At 41.9% G+C, this 18015-nt stretch carries 16 protein-coding genes; 7 read left to right on the forward strand and 9 right to left on the reverse strand.

All coding sequences use genetic code 11. From position 1 onward, the window contains the following. Positions 1–190: 190 nt before the first annotated feature. Positions 191–403, forward strand: coding sequence for a DUF1737 domain-containing protein (locus FTU12_RS08515; RefSeq protein ID WP_078189319.1), 213 nt, complete (start codon positions 191–193; stop codon positions 401–403). On the opposite strand, the gene FTU12_RS08520 is transcribed toward FTU12_RS08515, so the two are convergent. From FTU12_RS08520 to FTU12_RS08530, 3 genes are all read right to left on the reverse strand, one after another. Next, positions 396–830: a hypothetical protein gene (locus FTU12_RS08520; protein ID WP_180114173.1), complete on the reverse strand. Its 435-nt coding sequence runs from the start codon at positions 828–830 to the stop codon at positions 396–398. The two genes, FTU12_RS08515 and FTU12_RS08520, sit on opposite strands and share 8 nt — an antisense overlap. Positions 831–953: 123 nt before the next feature. After that, complete coding sequence (locus FTU12_RS08525; RefSeq protein WP_326489498.1) at positions 954–2312, reverse strand: MATE family efflux transporter; 1359 nt, start codon at positions 2310–2312, stop codon at positions 954–956. A gap of 41 nt (positions 2313–2353) precedes the next feature. Then, positions 2354–2812 carry a DMT family transporter gene (locus tag FTU12_RS08530; protein ID WP_180003411.1) on the reverse strand — a complete coding sequence of 153 codons (459 nt, stop codon included), beginning with the start codon at positions 2810–2812 and terminating at the stop codon, positions 2354–2356. Between the two features lie 125 nt (positions 2813–2937). Here FTU12_RS08530 and hemW point away from each other — a divergent pair, with 125 nt between their 5' ends. Both hemW and FTU12_RS08540 read left to right on the forward strand, forming a co-directional pair. Further along, positions 2938–4092 (forward strand): radical SAM family heme chaperone HemW, encoded by a 1155-nt coding sequence (gene hemW / locus FTU12_RS08535; protein ID WP_180114174.1) that lies wholly within the window; start codon positions 2938–2940, stop codon positions 4090–4092. Positions 4093–4225: 133 nt separating this feature from the next. Beyond that, on the forward strand, positions 4226–4633 hold the full coding sequence (locus tag FTU12_RS08540; RefSeq protein WP_180114175.1) for a hypothetical protein: 408 nt from the start codon (positions 4226–4228) through the stop codon (positions 4631–4633). Positions 4634–4674: 41 nt separating this feature from the next. Here FTU12_RS08540 and FTU12_RS08545 read toward each other — a convergent pair whose 3' ends face one another. After that, positions 4675–4977 carry a hypothetical protein gene (locus FTU12_RS08545; RefSeq protein WP_180114176.1) on the reverse strand — a complete coding sequence of 101 codons (303 nt, stop codon included), beginning with the start codon at positions 4975–4977 and terminating at the stop codon, positions 4675–4677. A gap of 331 nt (positions 4978–5308) precedes the next feature. Beyond that, complete coding sequence (locus FTU12_RS08550; protein ID WP_180077081.1) at positions 5309–7132, reverse strand: acyl-CoA dehydrogenase C-terminal domain-containing protein; 1824 nt, start codon at positions 7130–7132, stop codon at positions 5309–5311. A 231-nt stretch (positions 7133–7363) separates the two neighbouring features. On the opposite strand from FTU12_RS08550, the gene FTU12_RS08555 reads away from it, so the two are divergent. Continuing rightward, positions 7364–9874 (forward strand): hypothetical protein, encoded by a 2511-nt coding sequence (locus tag FTU12_RS08555; protein WP_180114177.1) that lies wholly within the window; start codon positions 7364–7366, stop codon positions 9872–9874. Between the two features lie 86 nt (positions 9875–9960). Here the strand turns inward: FTU12_RS08555 and aroE are convergent, their stop codons facing one another. The 3 genes from aroE to hemF form a co-directional block, all read right to left on the reverse strand. Beyond that, entirely contained in the window at positions 9961–10749 is a 789-nt protein-coding gene (gene aroE, locus FTU12_RS08560; protein ID WP_180114178.1) for a shikimate dehydrogenase, read from the reverse strand. Positions 10750–10851: 102 nt separating this feature from the next. Beyond that, complete coding sequence (locus FTU12_RS08565; protein WP_078189308.1) at positions 10852–11073, reverse strand: hypothetical protein; 222 nt, start codon at positions 11071–11073, stop codon at positions 10852–10854. A 231-nt stretch (positions 11074–11304) separates the two neighbouring features. Next, positions 11305–12246, reverse strand: coding sequence for an oxygen-dependent coproporphyrinogen oxidase (gene hemF, locus FTU12_RS08570; protein WP_180035647.1), 942 nt, complete (start codon positions 12244–12246; stop codon positions 11305–11307). Between the two features lie 277 nt (positions 12247–12523). Here hemF and hemN point away from each other — a divergent pair, with 277 nt between their 5' ends. Further along, positions 12524–13897, forward strand: a complete 1374-nt coding sequence (hemN, locus tag FTU12_RS08575; RefSeq protein WP_180114179.1) for an oxygen-independent coproporphyrinogen III oxidase — start codon at positions 12524–12526, stop codon at positions 13895–13897. 94 nt (positions 13898–13991) lie between these two features. On the opposite strand, the gene ribA is transcribed toward hemN, so the two are convergent. Further along, complete coding sequence (gene ribA / locus FTU12_RS08580) at positions 13992–14594, reverse strand: GTP cyclohydrolase II (protein WP_168379100.1); 603 nt, start codon at positions 14592–14594, stop codon at positions 13992–13994. A gap of 311 nt (positions 14595–14905) precedes the next feature. Between ribA and dxs the strand changes: the two genes are divergently transcribed. Continuing rightward, on the forward strand, positions 14906–16816 hold the full coding sequence (dxs, locus tag FTU12_RS08585) for a 1-deoxy-D-xylulose-5-phosphate synthase (RefSeq protein ID WP_180059169.1): 1911 nt from the start codon (positions 14906–14908) through the stop codon (positions 16814–16816). 112 nt (positions 16817–16928) lie between these two features. Continuing rightward, positions 16929–17759: an inositol monophosphatase family protein gene (locus tag FTU12_RS08590; RefSeq protein ID WP_078189303.1), complete on the forward strand. Its 831-nt coding sequence runs from the start codon at positions 16929–16931 to the stop codon at positions 17757–17759. Positions 17760–18015 lie beyond the last annotated feature (256 nt).

Here is an 18015-nt window from a genome sequence, read left to right on the forward strand (position 1 = left end):
CAAGATCATCATTTATTATCTATTACCGATCATAGGCGACAAAACACAAACTGCCTACTTTAAATTGTTAAGACTTTATTTCCATTGATAAAATGATGGGCAAAAATGTAAATACTGAAAATAATTCAGGCAAATTTAAGCCACGTGCTGAATGGTTTAAAATATCGCGTCGCTAGAAGAGAACTGAACGATGAAAGTGTATCGCTATTTAACCGGTAAAGATGATGTCAATTTCTGTGCCCGTGTGACCAAAGCTTTAAATGAAGGCTATGAATTGTATGGCTCACCGACTATGAGTTTTAATGGGACAGATGTGATTGTCGGGCAGGCGATTGTGAAAGACGTAGAAGACGACAGCCAAGTGCCACAAGGTTTAAAAAATGCCATTGAGGCGCTTAATTAGTTGGTTTTGCTGCTTCGCTCGTTTCAGTTTTTTCCAGTTCTAAATGTGGACTGAGATATTTACTGCATTGGTTATGGTGTAAATTTTCATTCAGGGTGATGAGGTTTTGCGTCACGATAAAATCCTGATCGTCCGCAGAGGCAAACTTTTGATTGGCCTTGATGAAGTCCTGATAGGTGTACGCCATACCAGACTGCTGACAACTTAATTTTAAACGTGCGGTATATGAGTCTGCTTGTTGTTCATGATAAAAGCGAAAGGCTGTCCAAAGTGCTTGATTGATGTAATCAAATTCGGGTTGTGATTGGACTTTGATGGGTGCGTGATATAAAGGAAATTCATGTCGGTTGATCGTTTGTTCAGCCTGTAGTGACATGGAAAAGCCTAAGCTCAGACAGAGACTGATCGAGCGAAATACATGGGACATGTTTATTTTCCTCTTCTTCGTATTTTTATTTATGGCATTGCTATGCAGCGTGTTAATTTGCATTAATTTTCTGCATAGCCTAGCCGTCTTTTTTAAGTAACTTTTTAGATGATTTTTAAGGGCTTATCCCGCTTGAGCTAAACGTTTATTCATCATAAATAAACGTGTAAGTAGCAGTATACAGGCGACAGTCAGACCCACAATTAGGCCAATCCAAACGCCTGCAGCACCAGTCGTGGTGAAGCGTGCAAGATAGATCCCGACAGGGAAGGCAATGATCCAATACGCGATCATGGTGATCCACATCGGCCCTTTAGTGTCTTGCATACCGCGTAAACACCCTGCGGCACTGACTTGCCATGCGTCCATCAACTGATAGGCAATCGCGAACAAGACCAAATATACTGCAAGCTGAGTCACATCATAGTCATTGGTATACAGTGACACAATTTCATTACGTAAAAGCCAAAGCAGCAACATGGTAATCAGGGCAAATACCGTCCCTGTCAACATACCGACTTTTTGGACTTTTCGCATCGCTAGCCAGTTCTTCTCCCCATAATAGGTACCGACCCGAATGGTCAGCGCAATCGCTAGTGACATGGGAATCATAAACAATTGCGAGGTAATCGAAATGGCGACTTGATGCGCGGCAATGGTGACTTCGCCTAAAGGACTCAACACAATAGCGGCTGTACTAAAAATACTGACTTCAAAGAAAATGGCTAAGCCAATGGGAAAGCCAAGTTTTAAGATACGTTTGATCCATTCACTGTTCATTTTTTCAAAAGCAGCGAAAGGTTGGGTTTTTTGATAGGCCGATCCTTTGAAAACGTACATCGCCAAAGCAAAGAACATTAACCATTGCAAAATCGCGGTGGCAAATCCACATCCAGCAGAACCCAGTTCAGGGACTGGGCCTAAACCATACATAAAAATAAAGTTCAGTGGAATTAACACCAATAAGGCCAGCAGACTCAGCACAGTGACTGGGCGTGGATGCCCCAATGCTTCTGAGTAACCACGTAAAGCTGCGTACATGGTGACAGCAGGCATACCTAAACTAATGGCGTGTAAGAATAAACTCGCCTTCGGCAGCAATGCTTCAGGGACACCCAATAACGGTAAAAGCAGCGGCATAGCTTGTAAGACTAATGCGGCAATGATCCCTAAAAATAATGCGACCCACAAAGACTGACGGGCAATGGTAGCAATTTTTTCAGGCGTGCGCGCACCATTGGCTTCGGCCACCAATGGGGTGGTTGCAATCATAATGCCGCTGAACAGCAGCATGACCGGTATCCATAAACCGACCCCGACCGCAATGGCTGCAAGGTCATTGGCGGACATGTGTCCAGCCATGATGGTATCAATGAGACCAAATCCCGCTTGCGCAAACTGCGTGATCAATATCGGGATCATTAAATGAAACAGTTGTTTTAATTCATACTTGCTGCTTGTTACAGCCGTGACAGTAGACACAGAATGTACTCATTTCTTGTGAGGTGCTTAGGAATGAGGTCTTAGCGTTGGAAAGTGAGAAGCACACCAATAAAAATCACCACGCCACCCAATAAGCGTTGCCAGTTAATCGGGGTTTTTTCAGTGCCGAGCAAGCCAAAATGGTCAAATACCATCGACATTAAGATCTGTCCAAAAATAATCAGACCGGAGAGGGATAAAAAACCCAGTTTCGGTGCGGTATAAATACTGATACTGATGGCATAAACACCCAAACATCCCCCTAGCCATAAATACCAAGGGATTTGAGCAAAACTTGCAAAGTCCGGTTTTTCGGCCGATTGAAAAAACACCATAAAGGCGAGGACTATTGTACCAACCAAAAAAGAAAAAAGGGCAGCTTGCAGCGGTGAATATAAATATTCACGCAATTGGCTGTTGATCGCTGTTTGAATGGTCATGGCGATACCAACACCCATCGCGAGCGGCAGTAAGTACAATAAATGGCTGCTTATTTTCATCTTCTAATCATCTAATTCTTCTTTAATTTTATTAGTCTACTGTATTGTGGATGAGTTTTCATAAGCGCTCTGATGCAGTCATGTTAAAATGCGCTTACTTCTTTTGTTCCTTTTGAGCATTTTCCTTGGCTGAATTAAATCCTGCAGTTGTTCCGTTATCTTTATACATTCACATGCCGTGGTGTGTGCGCAAATGTCCATACTGTGACTTTAATTCGCATGCGGTGCCGAATGGTGAATTGTCTTTAGACTTAGAACAAGAATATTTACAGGCGTTGGTTGAAGACTTTAAAACGCAAGTCGATTTTGCTCAGGGTCGCCTGATTCATAGTGTATTTATTGGTGGGGGTACACCATCGCTCATTTCATCCAAAGGCTATCAATGGTTATTTGCTCAACTCAAAGCGTTAGTGCCATTTGAAGCGGGCTGTGAAATTACCTTAGAAGCCAATCCGGGCACGGTTGAGCACGATCCTTTTGCCGGTTATTTAGATGCAGGGATTAATCGTCTATCTATCGGTGTGCAAAGTTTTAATACCGACCAGCTGAAAAAGCTGGGGCGGATTCATTCGAATGATGATGCGATTTCTGCCATTCAGCATGCAAAAGAGGTGGGTTTTGAACGCGTAAATGTCGACTTGATGCATGGCCTGCCTGAACAAACCATTGAGCAAGCGCTTTTGGATTTGAAATTGGCTGTGGAAAATGGGGCAACTCATGTGTCGTGGTATCAATTGACCATTGAACCCAATACAGTTTTTTTCCGCACAAAACCAATTTTACCTGTCGATGATGTGCTTGAAGATATTCAAGAACAGGGCGAAGCCTATTTAACAGCGCAAGGCTTTATTAATTATGAAGTATCGGCATGGCGTAAAGAAAAGCCGTCGGCACATAATTTAAATTATTGGCAGTTTGGCGATTATTTGGCGATTGGTGCAGGCGCACATGGCAAAGTGACCGTGCCAGACGGGGTGTATCGTTTCCAAAAAACCCGTTTGCCGAAAGACTATTTAGCCAAAGTACCTGCTGAACATCTTCAGTTTAAGCGCATCGAAGCAGCCGACATGCCTTTTGAATTTATGATGAATGCACTTCGTTTAAATCATGGGGTGGAAGCCAAGCTATATAGCAAGCGTACAGGGGAAAGTTTAGAGCCGATTGCCGAGTTATTGAACTCATTACGTGAACGTAAATTGATGGTCAATGATCCAACACGTTTGTCTTGTACCGAGCAGGGGCATATCTTTTTAAACTCAGTATTGGAAGAATTCCTGTAATGAAAGCTATGTCAAACTTGTTTTAAAATTTGAGCGACAAGTAATTTTTCATATTTCGAATGTAATTTGCAGAATGTGTATGAAATTATTCAGTTGATAATTGAATTTACATGGCATAAAGGAACTTCAGAAAATGAAATATATTTTAACTGCGACGTTATTAACTATAGCTTTGGTGGGTTGCACCGATAAAAAAGCACCATCAGAACAAAATGTTGCAACAGAGGCAACGATCGCAACTACACGAACAAACGATGTTGCAGTAGCTCAAGATGAGCAAGTGATTCACTTTACAGGGCCACAAGATCTAAGCCTTGAGTTAAAAACCAAAGATAATTTTGAAACCGCACAATTGACTGATAATTCTGATCGTGTGTATGAATTGAAACGAGCAGTTTCAGGAAGTGGTGTACGACTTGCCAACGACCAAGGTGTTTCAATTCACTTTAAGAACTTTAATGGTGTGAATGAAGGCAAAGTTGAGTTGGTAAAAGATAAACCCATAGAGATTAAAGAATTTATTGCTGATAAAGCAAAGTAAATATTAAAAAAGACCGCATGAGCGGTCTTTTTTTAATTTACTTAACGATGTTTCGGTGGCATTGGCGGTAATTTATGCTGCGAAACAGGTTTGTGTTGATTGCCTTTAAAAGCTACTGCCTTATGATTTTGTTTGGCAAATTTTGCATGAGCGTGTTGATGCTCTTTTTTCACTATTTGCGGCCCAGCAGGTTTGTGATGTGTTGCTTTAGGCGGTACATGTTTTTTATCGAAGTGTGCAGCAGGTGGCGGATTTTTATGATCGATTGCAGGCGCTGCCATTGCAGACATTGTCGCAGTTATTGCAATCAGACCAATCATCAATGAAGACATCAATTTTTTCATGGTTACGCTCTCTATGAATCATTGAAGTCATCATAGGGAGAAGCTATGAAGTTGTATGAGATACAAATGTAAAGCTAAAATTATGGAGTTAAATTTACTTTAAGTATTTAATATTTATTAAATAAAATTATGTTTTAGCGATAAGGTGTTCTATTTTTGTTGAAAAATACAACAATATTTCTCCATATAAAGTTCATCTTTATACATTGTTATTACCTCATGAAGAAATTAAGAATGCTGCTCATTATCGCTATAGATGAAAATTAAAAGAGAAGACAAAAAAGACCGCCGAAGCGGTCTTTTTATAGAGTCATTTAACTCGGTTTAAAGCTTAGTAGTCAAAGCTAAAGTGTTCAGGTGCCAAAGAAGTCATGGTCTTCGATGGGTTGACCATTGCTTCAGCGTGACCTTGTGAGCGTGGTAATAGACGTTCAAAGTAGAAGTCTGCCACTTTGATTTTTGCTTTATAGAACTCAGGAACTTCTGCACCATTGCCTTCTGCTAATTTTTCAGAAGCTACGGCAGCTTGTTGTGCCCAGAAATAAGCCATCATCACGTAGCCAGAGAACATCAAGAAATCTACAGATGCAGAAGATACGATGTCGCGGTCTTTACGTGCAGCAAGCATGATACGAACAGTTAATGCATTCCACTGTGCGCAAAGCTTCGTTAAGTCCCACGCAAAACGACGCATGTATTTGTTACGTGCATGTTGACCACAGAACTTCAAGATTTCTGCTGTGTAGTCACGAATCACTTTACCTTTTGAGGTCAACAGAACTTTACGACCAATCAAGTCTAGTGCTTGAACACCGGTTGTGCCTTCGTAGAGAGTAGAGATACGTGAGTCACGAACAATTTGTTCCATGCCCCATTCTTTAATATAACCATGACCTCCGTATACTTGCATACCATGGTTTGCAGCTTCATAACCCATTTCGGTTAAGAAACCTTTGAGAATCGGGGTGTAGAAGCCTAAGTGGTCATCATGTGCTTCAAACGCTGCTGTATCACCGCGGGTTAAAGCATCAGTCATTTTGTCCGCAATTTGAGCTGCATAGTAAATCATTGAACGGCCGCCTTCAGCGATCGCTTTTTGAGTTAAAAGCATACGACGTACGTCTGCATGGTGAATAATCGCATCGGCTACTTTTTCAGGATCTTTTTTACCTGAAAGTGCACGCATAGACATACGTTCTTTCGCGTATGGAAGTGCGCCTTGGAATGCCAATTCAGCATGTGCAATACCTTGAATTGCTGTACCAATACGTGCAGTGTTCATGAAGGTGAACATTGCATGTAGGCCTTTGTGTTTTTCACCGATCAAGTAACCAATAGCATTGTCAAAGTTCAGCACAGCTGTTGCCGAAGCACGGATCCCCATTTTGTGTTCAATCGAACCACAAGTCACTGGGTTGCGTTCGCCCACTGAACCGTCTGCTTTCACAAGGAATTTTGGAACGATGAACAATGAAATCCCTTTAGTACCTGCAGGAGCATCTGGAAGACGAGCAAGTACGATATGCACGATGTTATCTGTTAAATCATGCTCACCCGCAGAGATGAAGATTTTTGTACCAGAAATTGCATAGCTACCGTCAGCTTGAGGTTCCGCTTTGGTTTTTACCTGACCTAAGTCGGTACCGCATTGAGGTTCAGTTAAGCACATGGTGCCTGACCAAGTTCCAGCAACAAGGTTCGGTAAATATTGGTTTTTCTGTTCTTCTGAACCAAATTGTAGAATGGTGTTGATACAACCTACGCTGAGACCCGGATACATTTGGAATGACCAGTTTGCTGTACCCATCATTTCAGATTTGATGAGATTCAACGACTGTGGCAAGTTTTGACCGCCAAATTCTTCAGGGAAAGACAGACCTTGCCAGCCACCCTGTACAAATTGGTCATAGGCTTCTTTAAACCCTTTTGGTGTTTTCACATCACCATTTTCAAAATGACAGCCTTCTTCATCACCCGTTTGGTTTAAAGGTGAAAGGATGTTTTCACAAAAATCCGCTGCACCTTCTAAAATCATGTCGACAGTATCTGCATCAGCAGCTTCACCATTAGACAAAGTTTTGTAGTGTGCTGGGTAATCGAGCACTTCATTCATTAAGAAACGAATATCGTGTAAAGGCGCTTTATATGCAGGCATAGTCTTAATCCTAATATCTAAATTTTTTTGGATTATCTGTATTGATGATTTGATTATTCATAATTTTATCCAAAAAAACATTGATGAATACGCCCTTAAAAAATGTCAGAAAGGCGAATTGTAATATTTAACCAACATGTGAAAAGTAAACTTCTGATAGACTGGATGTTGATCTTTTGATCATTTTTTTCTTTTAATAAATCATAAAGAACTTAGGTCTTTCGTACAATTATGCGATTAAAATATATAACACTTTGTTTACTGGGTTTGAGTATTACTGGGTGTGCTCAACATGTCATAAAAACCAATTCAACGGATCAGTCTCTCGGGCAACAAGCCACTCAAGGCTTAAACGCAATGTTTGAAAATGCCAGTTATGACATGAAAGGGCAATTTTCAATTCAGACAGATATTCAGTTCGATGAAAAAAAGCCTGAAACCAAGTCAAAACCTGCGATAAGCACACAGCCAGAGCTGGATCCTAAACTTAAAAAACAACTGGATCAGTTGATTAAAACCCAAAATATTCCATTTAGCCAAAAAGAAAAGAAACAGCTCTATCAAGCCATTGCCAATGAATCAATCCCACCATCAGCGCGCTATAGCGAAGAAGAGGATGGCGTTTCTCCGCAATCTAAAATTGCTCAATCACTGCTGAATGTGTTGAATGATTTACAGTTTAGCTATAGCGGTTCAGTACATTTTAGAGAAAAACTTGCTGCCTTAACCTTGCAATTGAGTTATCAAAAACCGACCTTGCAGGTCAATGCACAGTTGCCGATGATCATTGATTTTAATCAACATAAATTTTATACAAACTACTTTGCGTTCATGCCGTTTATGGTAAATCGTGAAAGCCAAAGCAGCTTGGCTTATGTGGATTTTTCAAAACATAAAGAGACGATTGCTCAGTACGATTTGAAAAAATTTGCTGACTATTTAAAACAAATGAATGCTTTGCCTTATGTCTTGGCAGAGCCGAATCAAGTGCAAAATATTGCTTTAACACGTGATGAAAAAAATGCAGGGCTGACTAAAAAAATCCGCTATGTGGGTGATCTTGATGCGCTATACACCCAGCTTGAACTTTTTGATTTTGTGAACGCCAACTATTACACCACGCAAATCAAAGGTCAGCGTAATAGTGACGCTGAGCAAGATGAATCTGTGGATGCAGCTGTGCATCTTAGTGCTTCAGAAGAGGCGATGGCTGCGGCTGAAGCGGCGGGAGGGACTGCAGTAGCGGCAGCAGTTGAGGATGAAGACTATGATGCGGCTTATGCATCTGTAGAACGTGTGAATGAGCTGCTCAATGCGAAAATGCATGGCCTGATGTATCACCAACATGAAACGGAAGAAGAACAAACGTCTTCTGCCGCTGAATCTGCTGAATACGCGATCGATACTGCAAGTGCATATGCGGAGGCGACCGCGGGTGATGATGAAGAAGCCTATAGTTCGGATACTGAAGTAACCGAAGCTTATGCGGCTTCAGAAGAAGATGATGAAACAGCGAACTTATCTGAGGAAGTCTGTCAAGCCTTGATGAACACCAAACAGGTGCCGATCGGTAAAGTCACACTGTGTCAGGATTATCAAGATGTTCGGGTGATACCCCTGCAAGAAGATGCTGTACCATCGGCTTCTGCTGCGGACGCATCCAATACAGATTCAGAGATTTCGGATGCTGTTGAGCAGTTAAAACCAGTATTCCAGCAATATCAAAGTGAACAACTTATCGATGTAAAACAATTCCAGCAATTATGGCAAAAGCATCAAGCTGAAATTGCGCAGGTGCTGAATGCACAGGATAAATCATCTTCGAATGTCGTAATGGATGTAGGCTTAGATCATAAAGGCCGAGTCCAAGTAATGGACTATCAATTGGCCTTTAATGAGCCACGTTTAGGTCAATTAAAGCTGAAAAGTAGCAACCAAATTTTGAATTATGGCAATGCGACTAAAATTGATCGTCAAGCCATGAAACAGGCAAAATCCATTGAGGAAGTCAGTAAAGATTCACTCTTTGAAAATATGTTGAAAGGCCTGCTTGCGCCGATCACAGGAAATGATCCTCTGCTTGCTGAAGCAGAAACTGCATCGGTTGATGATGTCCGTGCTGCAAATGAAGAAATCGAACTTCCTGAATATCTCAGTACTGTGGCATTGCAAAGTTATAAACGTCATCAATCTGAAGTGAAAGCCTATCAAGCGGCATTTGTCGTGGCATTTGCTAACTATCGCGCTCAGTATGTGCGTTATTACTCAGCCAATGATTTGAATGAAATTGCAGAAGTTTATGCATATCGATTTGTTGATGGCTTAAAAGAACCAACAGGCAATGCGCTGAAACGTTTAAATCAATTACGTGATAAGCATGCTTTGCATCGCTATCAAGACTTTGATGACTTAGGTTCTTCAGTCAATCATTATGTGCAGTCGGGGATTGGAGAGTACAAAGCTCAGGTTGAGTGGAAACAATTGCAAAAAACTTATAAGACTGATCAGGCGATTTTTGCACATTTATATCAACAAAACTTTTTAGCTAGCTATGAACTGGAAGGAACTGAAAAAGCGCATTTGGTGAAAGCATCAAAAATCTATGCGCAAGCCTTTGCTGATGATATCAAAGGAAAATTATCAGAAGCGTCATTGCAAGGCCTAGCAGCAGAACACGAAGAGTTGTTCAGCCAATCGGCTTATTATGAGACTTATAAGGCGATACAAAAACATAAGAAGTAAGTTGGATCAAAAAAAGAACCTCAATTGAGGTTCTTTTTTTAGGTGTTTAGCCTGCTCAGAAAGTGAATTGAGCAAATCATTTTGAATTATAGAAAGTCTTTTAGATCAGGTTTAATGCCATTCCAAATGGAAAAAGATTCGATTGCTTGACCAACCAACATGCCAAAACCTTCTGAGGTTGGAACATTGCGTGCTTTGGCTTGATCCAAAAATGTCGATGGTTTGCCATAGGCCATTTCATAGGCGTGGGTGAATTGTAAAGCTTCAGGCAAAATTAGAGCATCACCCGTTAAGCTTGCCGATGTGGCATTAATCACCAGATCAAATTGACCTGCTAAGTCAGTGAGTGCAATGGCTACAAGTTCGGCATTGGGGACAGCAGTTTTTAAGTCAGCGACCAATTGTTCAGCACGCGCTAAAGTCCGGTTGGCAATCACGATTTTTTTGGCCCCGGCTTGTACCAGTGGGTAAATCACGCCACGTGTTGCACCACCTGCACCAATAATTAAAATATCGGTCTGTTCTAAATTCCAATCTAAGGCACGGATGGCATCGACCAGGCCTTGTCCATCGGTATTATCGCCATGGAGTGTGCCATCTTGCATCCATAGTGTATTGACCGCACCTGCAATTTTGGCACGTTCAGTCAGGACGGCACATTGTGCATAAGCTTGTTCTTTAAACGGAACAGTGACATTCATACCGATGCCACCTTCGGCAAAGAAGGATTCGACACTGTGCTGAAAACCATCGAGTGGCGCAAGTCGTTTGCTGTACTGAATGTCGAGGCCTGTTTTTTCAGCGAAGGCATGATGAAGTTCAGGTGAGCGTGATTGTTCAATCGGATTGCCAATCACGGCAAATTGTTTGCTCATTGCACAGCGTCCATGTAGATGTGAAAGAGCAGACAATATACGCCAAAACCGAAGATGGCTAAAGTTCGGGCAGTCTTAAAATCGTGAAATAAAGGAGGAAAATTAAGGATTACAAATATCTAAGACGCTTTGAATCAAGATGCTGGCAGCACTGATGACTAAACCAATCAAGGCAACCACCATGAAGCCAATAGCCAAATTATCATTCAAAGACGTTTCGGAAAAAATATTAGTACTGATAGCGCTGATCAGCACAACAGCAAAGCTCCAAAACACCAAGGCAGTAAGACTGACTGCTTTTTTATTGAGTGTTTGATGTGTCATGTGCGTTGTACTCCGTACAAGAAAGTTACAGCCATGAGTTTATTGACACATTGTGCAATGACATAGCGTAAAGCTGTTTAAAAGATGTGTCATTGTTGAGCAATCTGATTACAAAGTAAATGCTTAAAAAATTTATTTATGCATCAAGATATTACCTAGAAATACAAATACTTTAATTAAAAGGCAATGAAAAGCCCCTGATGGACAGAGGCAAATACATGTCTATCTATTTTATTTCAATATATTAAGCCAATCATGCGGTTTTAAATAAAAGTCGGTGAGCTTTTTCTCTGGAGAATTTTCTTCCCATTCAGGACGATACGACCAGCCCGCCAAAGGTGGCATACTTACTAAAATGGATTCAATACGCCCACCAGTTTGTAAGCCAAATAAGGTACCACGGTCATAGACCAGGTTATATTCAACGTAACGACCACGACGGTATAGTTGGAAGTCTCGTTGTGCTTCGGTATAGGCTTTGTCTTGGTTTCTTTGGAAGATCGGTAAAATCGCCTCTAAATAACCATTACCCACGGCCTGCATATATTTGAAACAGGTTTCAAAGTCCCATTGGTTGAGATCATCAAAGAATAAACCACCCACACCACGTTGTTCATCACGGTGTTTGAGATAGAAATAGTCATCACACCATTTCTTATGTTCATCATAGAGTGTATCACTAAATGGGGCACAAAGATCATGGGCAGTTTGATGCCAAGACAAGACATCTTCATCATTTGGATAAAATGGAGTGAGGTCAAAACCACCGCCAAACCACCAAATCGGATCTTGGCCTTCTTTTTCGGCAACAAATAAACGCACATTGGCATGTGAGGTCGGGACGTTGGGGTTTTTCGGGTGAATCACCAGTGACACGCCCATGGCTTGCGCTTTTGCACCTGCAATAGCGGGATGGCGTTCAGTCGCTGAGGCTGGTAATTTTGAAATGTTGATGTGCGAGAACATCACGCCACCTTTTTCAATCACCGTCCCATTTTGTAGAACACGTGAGCGACCACCACCACCTTCAGGGCGTTCCCAGTCATCGATAGCAAATTCGGCACTTCCACCACCGGCACGTTCTTGCTGTTCCAATGCGGCACAAATTCGTGCCTGTAAATCGCGAAGGAATTCATCTACACGTTGAATATCGGCTGAAGTTGGATTCTGCATGGTGACCTTTATTAAAATAATTTAAAGATAAGTGTCATCAAAGCATAAATTACGTGAAAACTTAAGGCATTTTTCCCGATACTCAGCATCGGCTCTTTGCTTGAACTTCAGAAATCTAACGATTAAACAAAAAGATCATGCAGAGTTAGCAGCAATTGCTCAGGCTGAAATTGGGGTTATTCCGACAAATTTGCTAGGTTGAATTCACTTCTGAAGCTCAGCACAATAATCATTAGGTAGATTTAAATTGAATCTCATTGATTGAAATGGTGCATCGATGTCTCAGCAGGCGAGTTCTTTAATTCAAAAATATAATGTACCGGGTCCACGCTATACCAGTTATCCAACCGTGCCGTATTGGGAGGAAGCTGAGTTTTCATTGCAACAGTGGAAACAGGGCTTGAAGCGTTCATTTGATGAGACTAATCACAGCGAAGGCATCAGTCTGTACATCCATCTGCCATTTTGTGAAAGCTTATGTACGTTTTGTGGCTGCCATAAAAAAGTTACGAGAAAACATGAGATGGAGCTGCCTTATATTCAGGCGGTGCTGAAAGAGTGGGATTTATATTGTCAACTCTTGGTCGATCGGCCAATAATTAAAGAAATTCATTTGGGCGGGGGAACGCCTACTTTCTTTTCTCCTGAGCATCTCACCCAGTTGATTCAAGGCATTCTAGTGCATGCTGATATTGCCGATGCGTATGAATTTAGCTTTGAAGGCCATCCGAACAATACCACACGTGAGCATTTACAAGCCTTGTACGATGTTGGATTTCGGCGCGTAAGTTATGGAGTGCAGGATTATAATGAGAAGGTGCAAAAAGCCATCCACCGTATTCAGCCCTTTGCACATGTTGAACAAGTAACACAGTGGGCACGTGATATTGGCTATACCTCTATTTCGCATGACTTGGTTTTTGGTCTGCCATTTCAGGATTTAAACGACGTGTTGCATACCATTGAACAGACCAATCGTTTGATGCCAGATCGTCTAGCCTTTTATAGCTATGCACATGTGCCGTGGATTAAGGGCAATGGGCAACGTGGTTTTAAAGATGCCGATGTCCCGAAAGATGATTTAAAACGTCAATGCTATGAAGAAGGTAAGAAGCAATTACTTGCACATGGCTATCATGAAATTGGGATGGATCATTTTGCATTAATCCAAGATCCAATGTATCAAGCTTTTCAGCAGGGCAGTTTGCACCGTAATTTTATGGGCTATACCGCATCGAAAACCCAAGTAATGATTGGTCTCGGCTTATCCTCGATCAGTGACAGTTGGTACAGCTTTGCACAAAATGAAAAGAAAATTGAAGACTATTATGCACGTTTAGAAGCGAATGAAATCCCAGTCTATCGGGGGCATGTGCTGACAGATGAGGACTTAATCATTCGTAAACATATTCTCAATTTGATGTGTACCTTCCAAACTTCTTGGGCAGGTCAAGAAATGCAATTTCCTGAGCTTGATGAAGTATTAGCGCAATTGGCTGAAATGCAAGAAGATGGCTTGCTCGAGATTTTTGATCAGCACATTCAGGTGAGTGATGCAGGCAAGCCTTTTGTCCGTAATATCTGCATGGCTTTTGATTTACGATTAAAATGTCGTGTTCCTGAAAATCGTATTTTTTCGATGACGATTTGAATCTCCCCTAACCCCTCTTTAATAAAGAGGGGGAAGCCTCCCTTTTGTAAAGGGAGGTTTGGAGGGATTAATTTATGGAGAATTTAAAGGATTTTTAAAAATCGTCCTTTTGATACATATGCGACATACGATCATGTTTGGTTTTTAAATATTGTTCGTTAAAGGGATTTAAACCCACAGTCAGCGGAACGCGATCAACGACATTCACGCCTTGCTCTTGTAGCGCTTCAATTTTTAACGGGTTATTGGTAATGAGACGCACCGCAGTAATGTTGAGATGATTCAACATGATAGGACACATATCATAACGACGTGCATCGGCAGGAAGATCCAATAATAAATTGGCATCCACGGTGTCATGACCTTGGTCTTGTAGGGCATAGGCACGGATTTTATTGGTTAAACCAATACCGCGACCTTCTTGGCGTAAATATAAAATCACCCCTTGACCCGCTTCATTAATTAATTTTTGGGTGGCTTGAAGTTGTGGGCCGCAGTCACATTTGAGTGAAGCAAAGGCATCACCGGTCAGGCATTCGGAGTGGATACGTACTAAAACAGGTTCAGTAGGAGCTTGTTCTAGTCCTTTAGAGAGTGCGACATGTTCTTCACCGGTTTCAGGATCCTGAAAAACCGTAATATTGAATTCACCAAAAGCGGTCGGTAATCTTGACGTTGCGACAAATTCTATAGGCACTGCTTAACCCGTTTATTCGATTATAAATTGGCTAAAGTATAGCGTAATGCTTGGACATTGGTAGAATTGCAACGACGAATTTATGCAGAACATTTTCTTTTTTGTATAAAGCGAACGATAATAGTTGATAAATAGGAAGATTATTCAGGATAATCTGACTCATTCAAAATCTCCCCAACGAGATCATTGCTAAAAATTACATCGCTACAAGTTTGGCTGATTGTAAGGTGATACAATTCGACGATATGATCGAGTTACCCATTTAGACCGAGCTTAGGAATTTGCCAGGCTTTAGAAGGCTTTGCCACATTATGCTGTATAAAGAAATACCATCTCAACGCCCTGTAACACCGTTGCTGGATACGATTAACCATCCTCAACAACTTCGTTTACTCGAGCGCAGCCAATTAGAGCAAGTGGCGGATGAGTTACGTCAATTTATTTTGTATGCGGCCGGACAAAGTGGTGGGCATTTTGGTGCCAATCTTGGGGTGATCGAATTAACCGTGGCATTACATTACTGTTTTGAAACGCCACGTGATCGTCTGATTTGGGATGTGGGTCATCAAGCCTATCCGCATAAAGCCTTGACCGGTCGTCGTGAACAATTAGTGACGATTCGTGCCAAAGATGGTTTGGCTGCGTTTCCTGCCCGTGAAGAATCTGAATTTGACACCTTTGGCGTAGGCCATTCATCAACAGCGATTTCTGCTGGTCTTGGGATGTCATTGGCACGTCGCTTCAAGCAAGATCCCTGTCATGTGGTTGCAATCGTGGGTGATGGCGCGATGACAGCGGGCATGGCTTTTGAAGCCATGAACGATGCGGTGGCACACAATGCTGACCTCATGGTGGTATTGAACGACAACGATATGTCGATCTCATGCAGTACTGGTGGTTTTGCTAAGCATTTGGCTGCGATTTGGGAAAGTGGTCAATCGGTGAATATTTCTGAAAATGGCGAAGCCTATATTCAACCTCATCCTGAATGGGCGTATAACTCACGCCTACATTGTGCTGCGACCGATGCTGCAGACAACCTATTTAAAGCCATTGGCTTTGACTACTTTGGTCCTTTTGATGGGCACGATGTTGAACAATTGACACATGTGTTTGAAGCCTTAAAAAAACGCAGAGGCCCACGTTTAGTGCATGTCTATACCAAAAAAGGTAAAGGCTTTGCACCTGCCGAAGCAGATCAAATCAAATACCATGCCATCAGTAAAGTGAATGCACCTGCTGCAGTGGCAACTGCACCGAAATATTCAGATGTTTTTGGTCAGTGGTTATGTGATGAAGCTGCACAGGATGATCGTTTATTGGCGATTACTCCTGCGATGTGTGAAGGCTCAGGCATGGTGCAATTTGCCAAGCAGTTCCCTGAGCGTTTCTTTGATGTTGCCATTGCAGAACAACATGCGGTGACTTTGGCTGCGGGTATGGCCTGTGAAGGGGTAAAACCGGTTGTTGCAATCTATTCAACCTTCTTACAACGTGGTTATGACCAGCTGATTCATGACGTCGCTTTGCAAAATCTTGATGTGACATTTGGTATCGACCGTGCAGGTTTGGTTGGTGAAGATGGCCCAACGCATGCCGGTGCATATGATTATGCCTTTATGCGTACCGTGCCAAACATGGTGATCATGGCGCCGAAAGACGAAAATGAATGTCGTCAAATGTTGCATACGGCTTATTTGTATAAAGGCCCAGCGGCGGTACGTTACCCACGTGGTAATGGACTGGGTGTTGAGATTCAGCAAGAGATGATTGAGCTTGAAATTGGCCGTGGTGAAATTGTTGCAAACTTCAATGATCAGCAAGATGACACCATTTCTATACTGGCTTTTGGTAGTCGTGTTCAAGCGGCACTAGAGGCAGGGCAGGCTTTAGCGACAAAGCTAGATGTGGCTGTACGTGTGATTAATATGCGCTTCGTGAAGCCATTAGATACACAGTTGATCGATCAAATCGCAGCAAGTACGCAACTATTTGTGACAGTTGAAGAGCATGCAGTCATGGCGGGTGCGGGCAGTGCAGTAAATGAATATTTAGCCCAAGCAGGCGTGGTTAAGCCTGTGCTGAATTTAGGTTTGGCTGACGAGTTCATGCATCAAGCAACACATGCTCAAATGTTGCATCAGGCTGGACTGGATGCTGAAGGCATTGGCGCTTCAGTGACACAGAGCTGGCTAAAACATAAGCAAACAGTGGTTTGTTGAATTTCTAATTTTTAGAAACATTTTTTCCCTAAAAGCCCTTATATTTGATAAGATATAAGGGCTTTTATGCATTATTCTTTATCAGTATCTTCAAATTTGTAGTGGGTGTTCAATGGAACCTATGGTGGTTATGGCTGCGCGTGCGGCTCAATTAGTTGGTCAAGAGCTTTTAAAAGCGCATCAAAATCGTCATAAACTCGATCTACAAGTCGAAGAAAAAGGAATTGATGGTCCAGTAACGCGTGTAGACCGTTATTTGGAACAATTGACTATCGATACCCTACGTAAAAGCTATAAAAATCACAGTTTCCTAGGCGAAGAGTTTGGTCTTCAAGAAGGCAAAGGTCACGACGCTGATTGGTGTTGGATCATCGACCCACTTGATGGCACATTAAACTTCGTTAATGGTGTTCCACATTTCTGTATCTCTATTGCAGTTCAACATAAAGGTGTAACTCAACACGGTGTTATTTATGACCCTGTGAAAGATGAGTTGTTCTCTGCAAGCCGTGGTCGCGGTGCGATGATGAATCAACGTCGTATTCGTGTAAATGTAAAAGACAGCTTAGAAAACACTTTCCTTTCAGTGGGTCATGCGTATCGTAAAATTCGTAATGGCGAAGTGGTTTCTTATGCGAAAAACCATTTCAACTCATTGTTAAATGTGACTGAAGCCGGTGCTCAATACCGTCGTTCAGGTTCTGCTGCTCTTGATCTAGCATATGTTGCTGCCGGTCGTTTCGATGGTTATTTCGAACTTGGTTTGAAACCTTGGGACATCGCTGCGGGTGAACTTATTGTGAAAGAAGCGGGTGGTACTGTGGTTGATGCTCGTGGTGGTAACGACTCAATGGACAATGGTCAAGTACTTGCATGTTCTATGAAAATGCTTAAACCGCTTATGCAAGCTGTTGTTCCAGCTTGGGGTGAAGCTGCTAAATAATAGAACGCTTAGTTCGAGTTTATTGACAGAATAATGAAATAAAGCCCTCTTTATGAGGGCTTTATTTTTGTCTAATCGGTCAAAAATAATGGCTTAAACACCTATAATTTAAAGCTTCTTACAAAAAATATTCTGAAGTTGACTAAAACAGGTGACATTTAAAAACTTTCTGCTATAATCCCCGCACGCACTAAATTTCGTTCATTACCTGAACATTCTCTTCTATCATTGTGTATGCGCGTTCCGGTCCAAAGAG

Origin of the sequence: Acinetobacter sp. YH12063 (genome assembly GCF_013419715.1) — a bacterium.
GTDB classification, from domain to species: Bacteria; Pseudomonadota; Gammaproteobacteria; order Pseudomonadales; family Moraxellaceae; genus Acinetobacter; species Acinetobacter amyesii.

Excerpts from the sequence above, each read along its gene's own strand:
- FTU12_RS08515 (WP_078189319.1), top strand. The coding sequence starts at position 191 with ATGAAAGTGTATCGCTATTTAACCGGTAAAGATGATGTCAATTTCTGT.
- FTU12_RS08520 (WP_180114173.1), bottom strand. The coding sequence starts at position 830 with ATGTCCCATGTATTTCGCTCGATCAGTCTCTGTCTGAGCTTAGGCTTT.
- FTU12_RS08530 (WP_180003411.1), bottom strand. The coding sequence starts at position 2,812 with ATGAAAATAAGCAGCCATTTATTGTACTTACTGCCGCTCGCGATGGGT.
- FTU12_RS08540 (WP_180114175.1), top strand. The coding sequence starts at position 4,226 with ATGAAATATATTTTAACTGCGACGTTATTAACTATAGCTTTGGTGGGT.
- FTU12_RS08545 (WP_180114176.1), bottom strand. The coding sequence starts at position 4,977 with ATGAAAAAATTGATGTCTTCATTGATGATTGGTCTGATTGCAATAACT.
- FTU12_RS08550 (WP_180077081.1), bottom strand. The coding sequence starts at position 7,132 with ATGCCTGCATATAAAGCGCCTTTACACGATATTCGTTTCTTAATGAAT.
- FTU12_RS08555 (WP_180114177.1), top strand. The coding sequence starts at position 7,364 with ATGCGATTAAAATATATAACACTTTGTTTACTGGGTTTGAGTATTACT.
- aroE (WP_180114178.1), bottom strand. The coding sequence starts at position 10,749 with ATGAGCAAACAATTTGCCGTGATTGGCAATCCGATTGAACAATCACGC.
- FTU12_RS08565 (WP_078189308.1), bottom strand. The coding sequence starts at position 11,073 with ATGACACATCAAACACTCAATAAAAAAGCAGTCAGTCTTACTGCCTTG.
- hemF (WP_180035647.1), bottom strand. The coding sequence starts at position 12,246 with ATGCAGAATCCAACTTCAGCCGATATTCAACGTGTAGATGAATTCCTT.
- hemN (WP_180114179.1), top strand. The coding sequence starts at position 12,524 with ATGTCTCAGCAGGCGAGTTCTTTAATTCAAAAATATAATGTACCGGGT.
- dxs (WP_180059169.1), top strand. The coding sequence starts at position 14,906 with ATGCTGTATAAAGAAATACCATCTCAACGCCCTGTAACACCGTTGCTG.
- FTU12_RS08590 (WP_078189303.1), top strand. The coding sequence starts at position 16,929 with ATGGAACCTATGGTGGTTATGGCTGCGCGTGCGGCTCAATTAGTTGGT.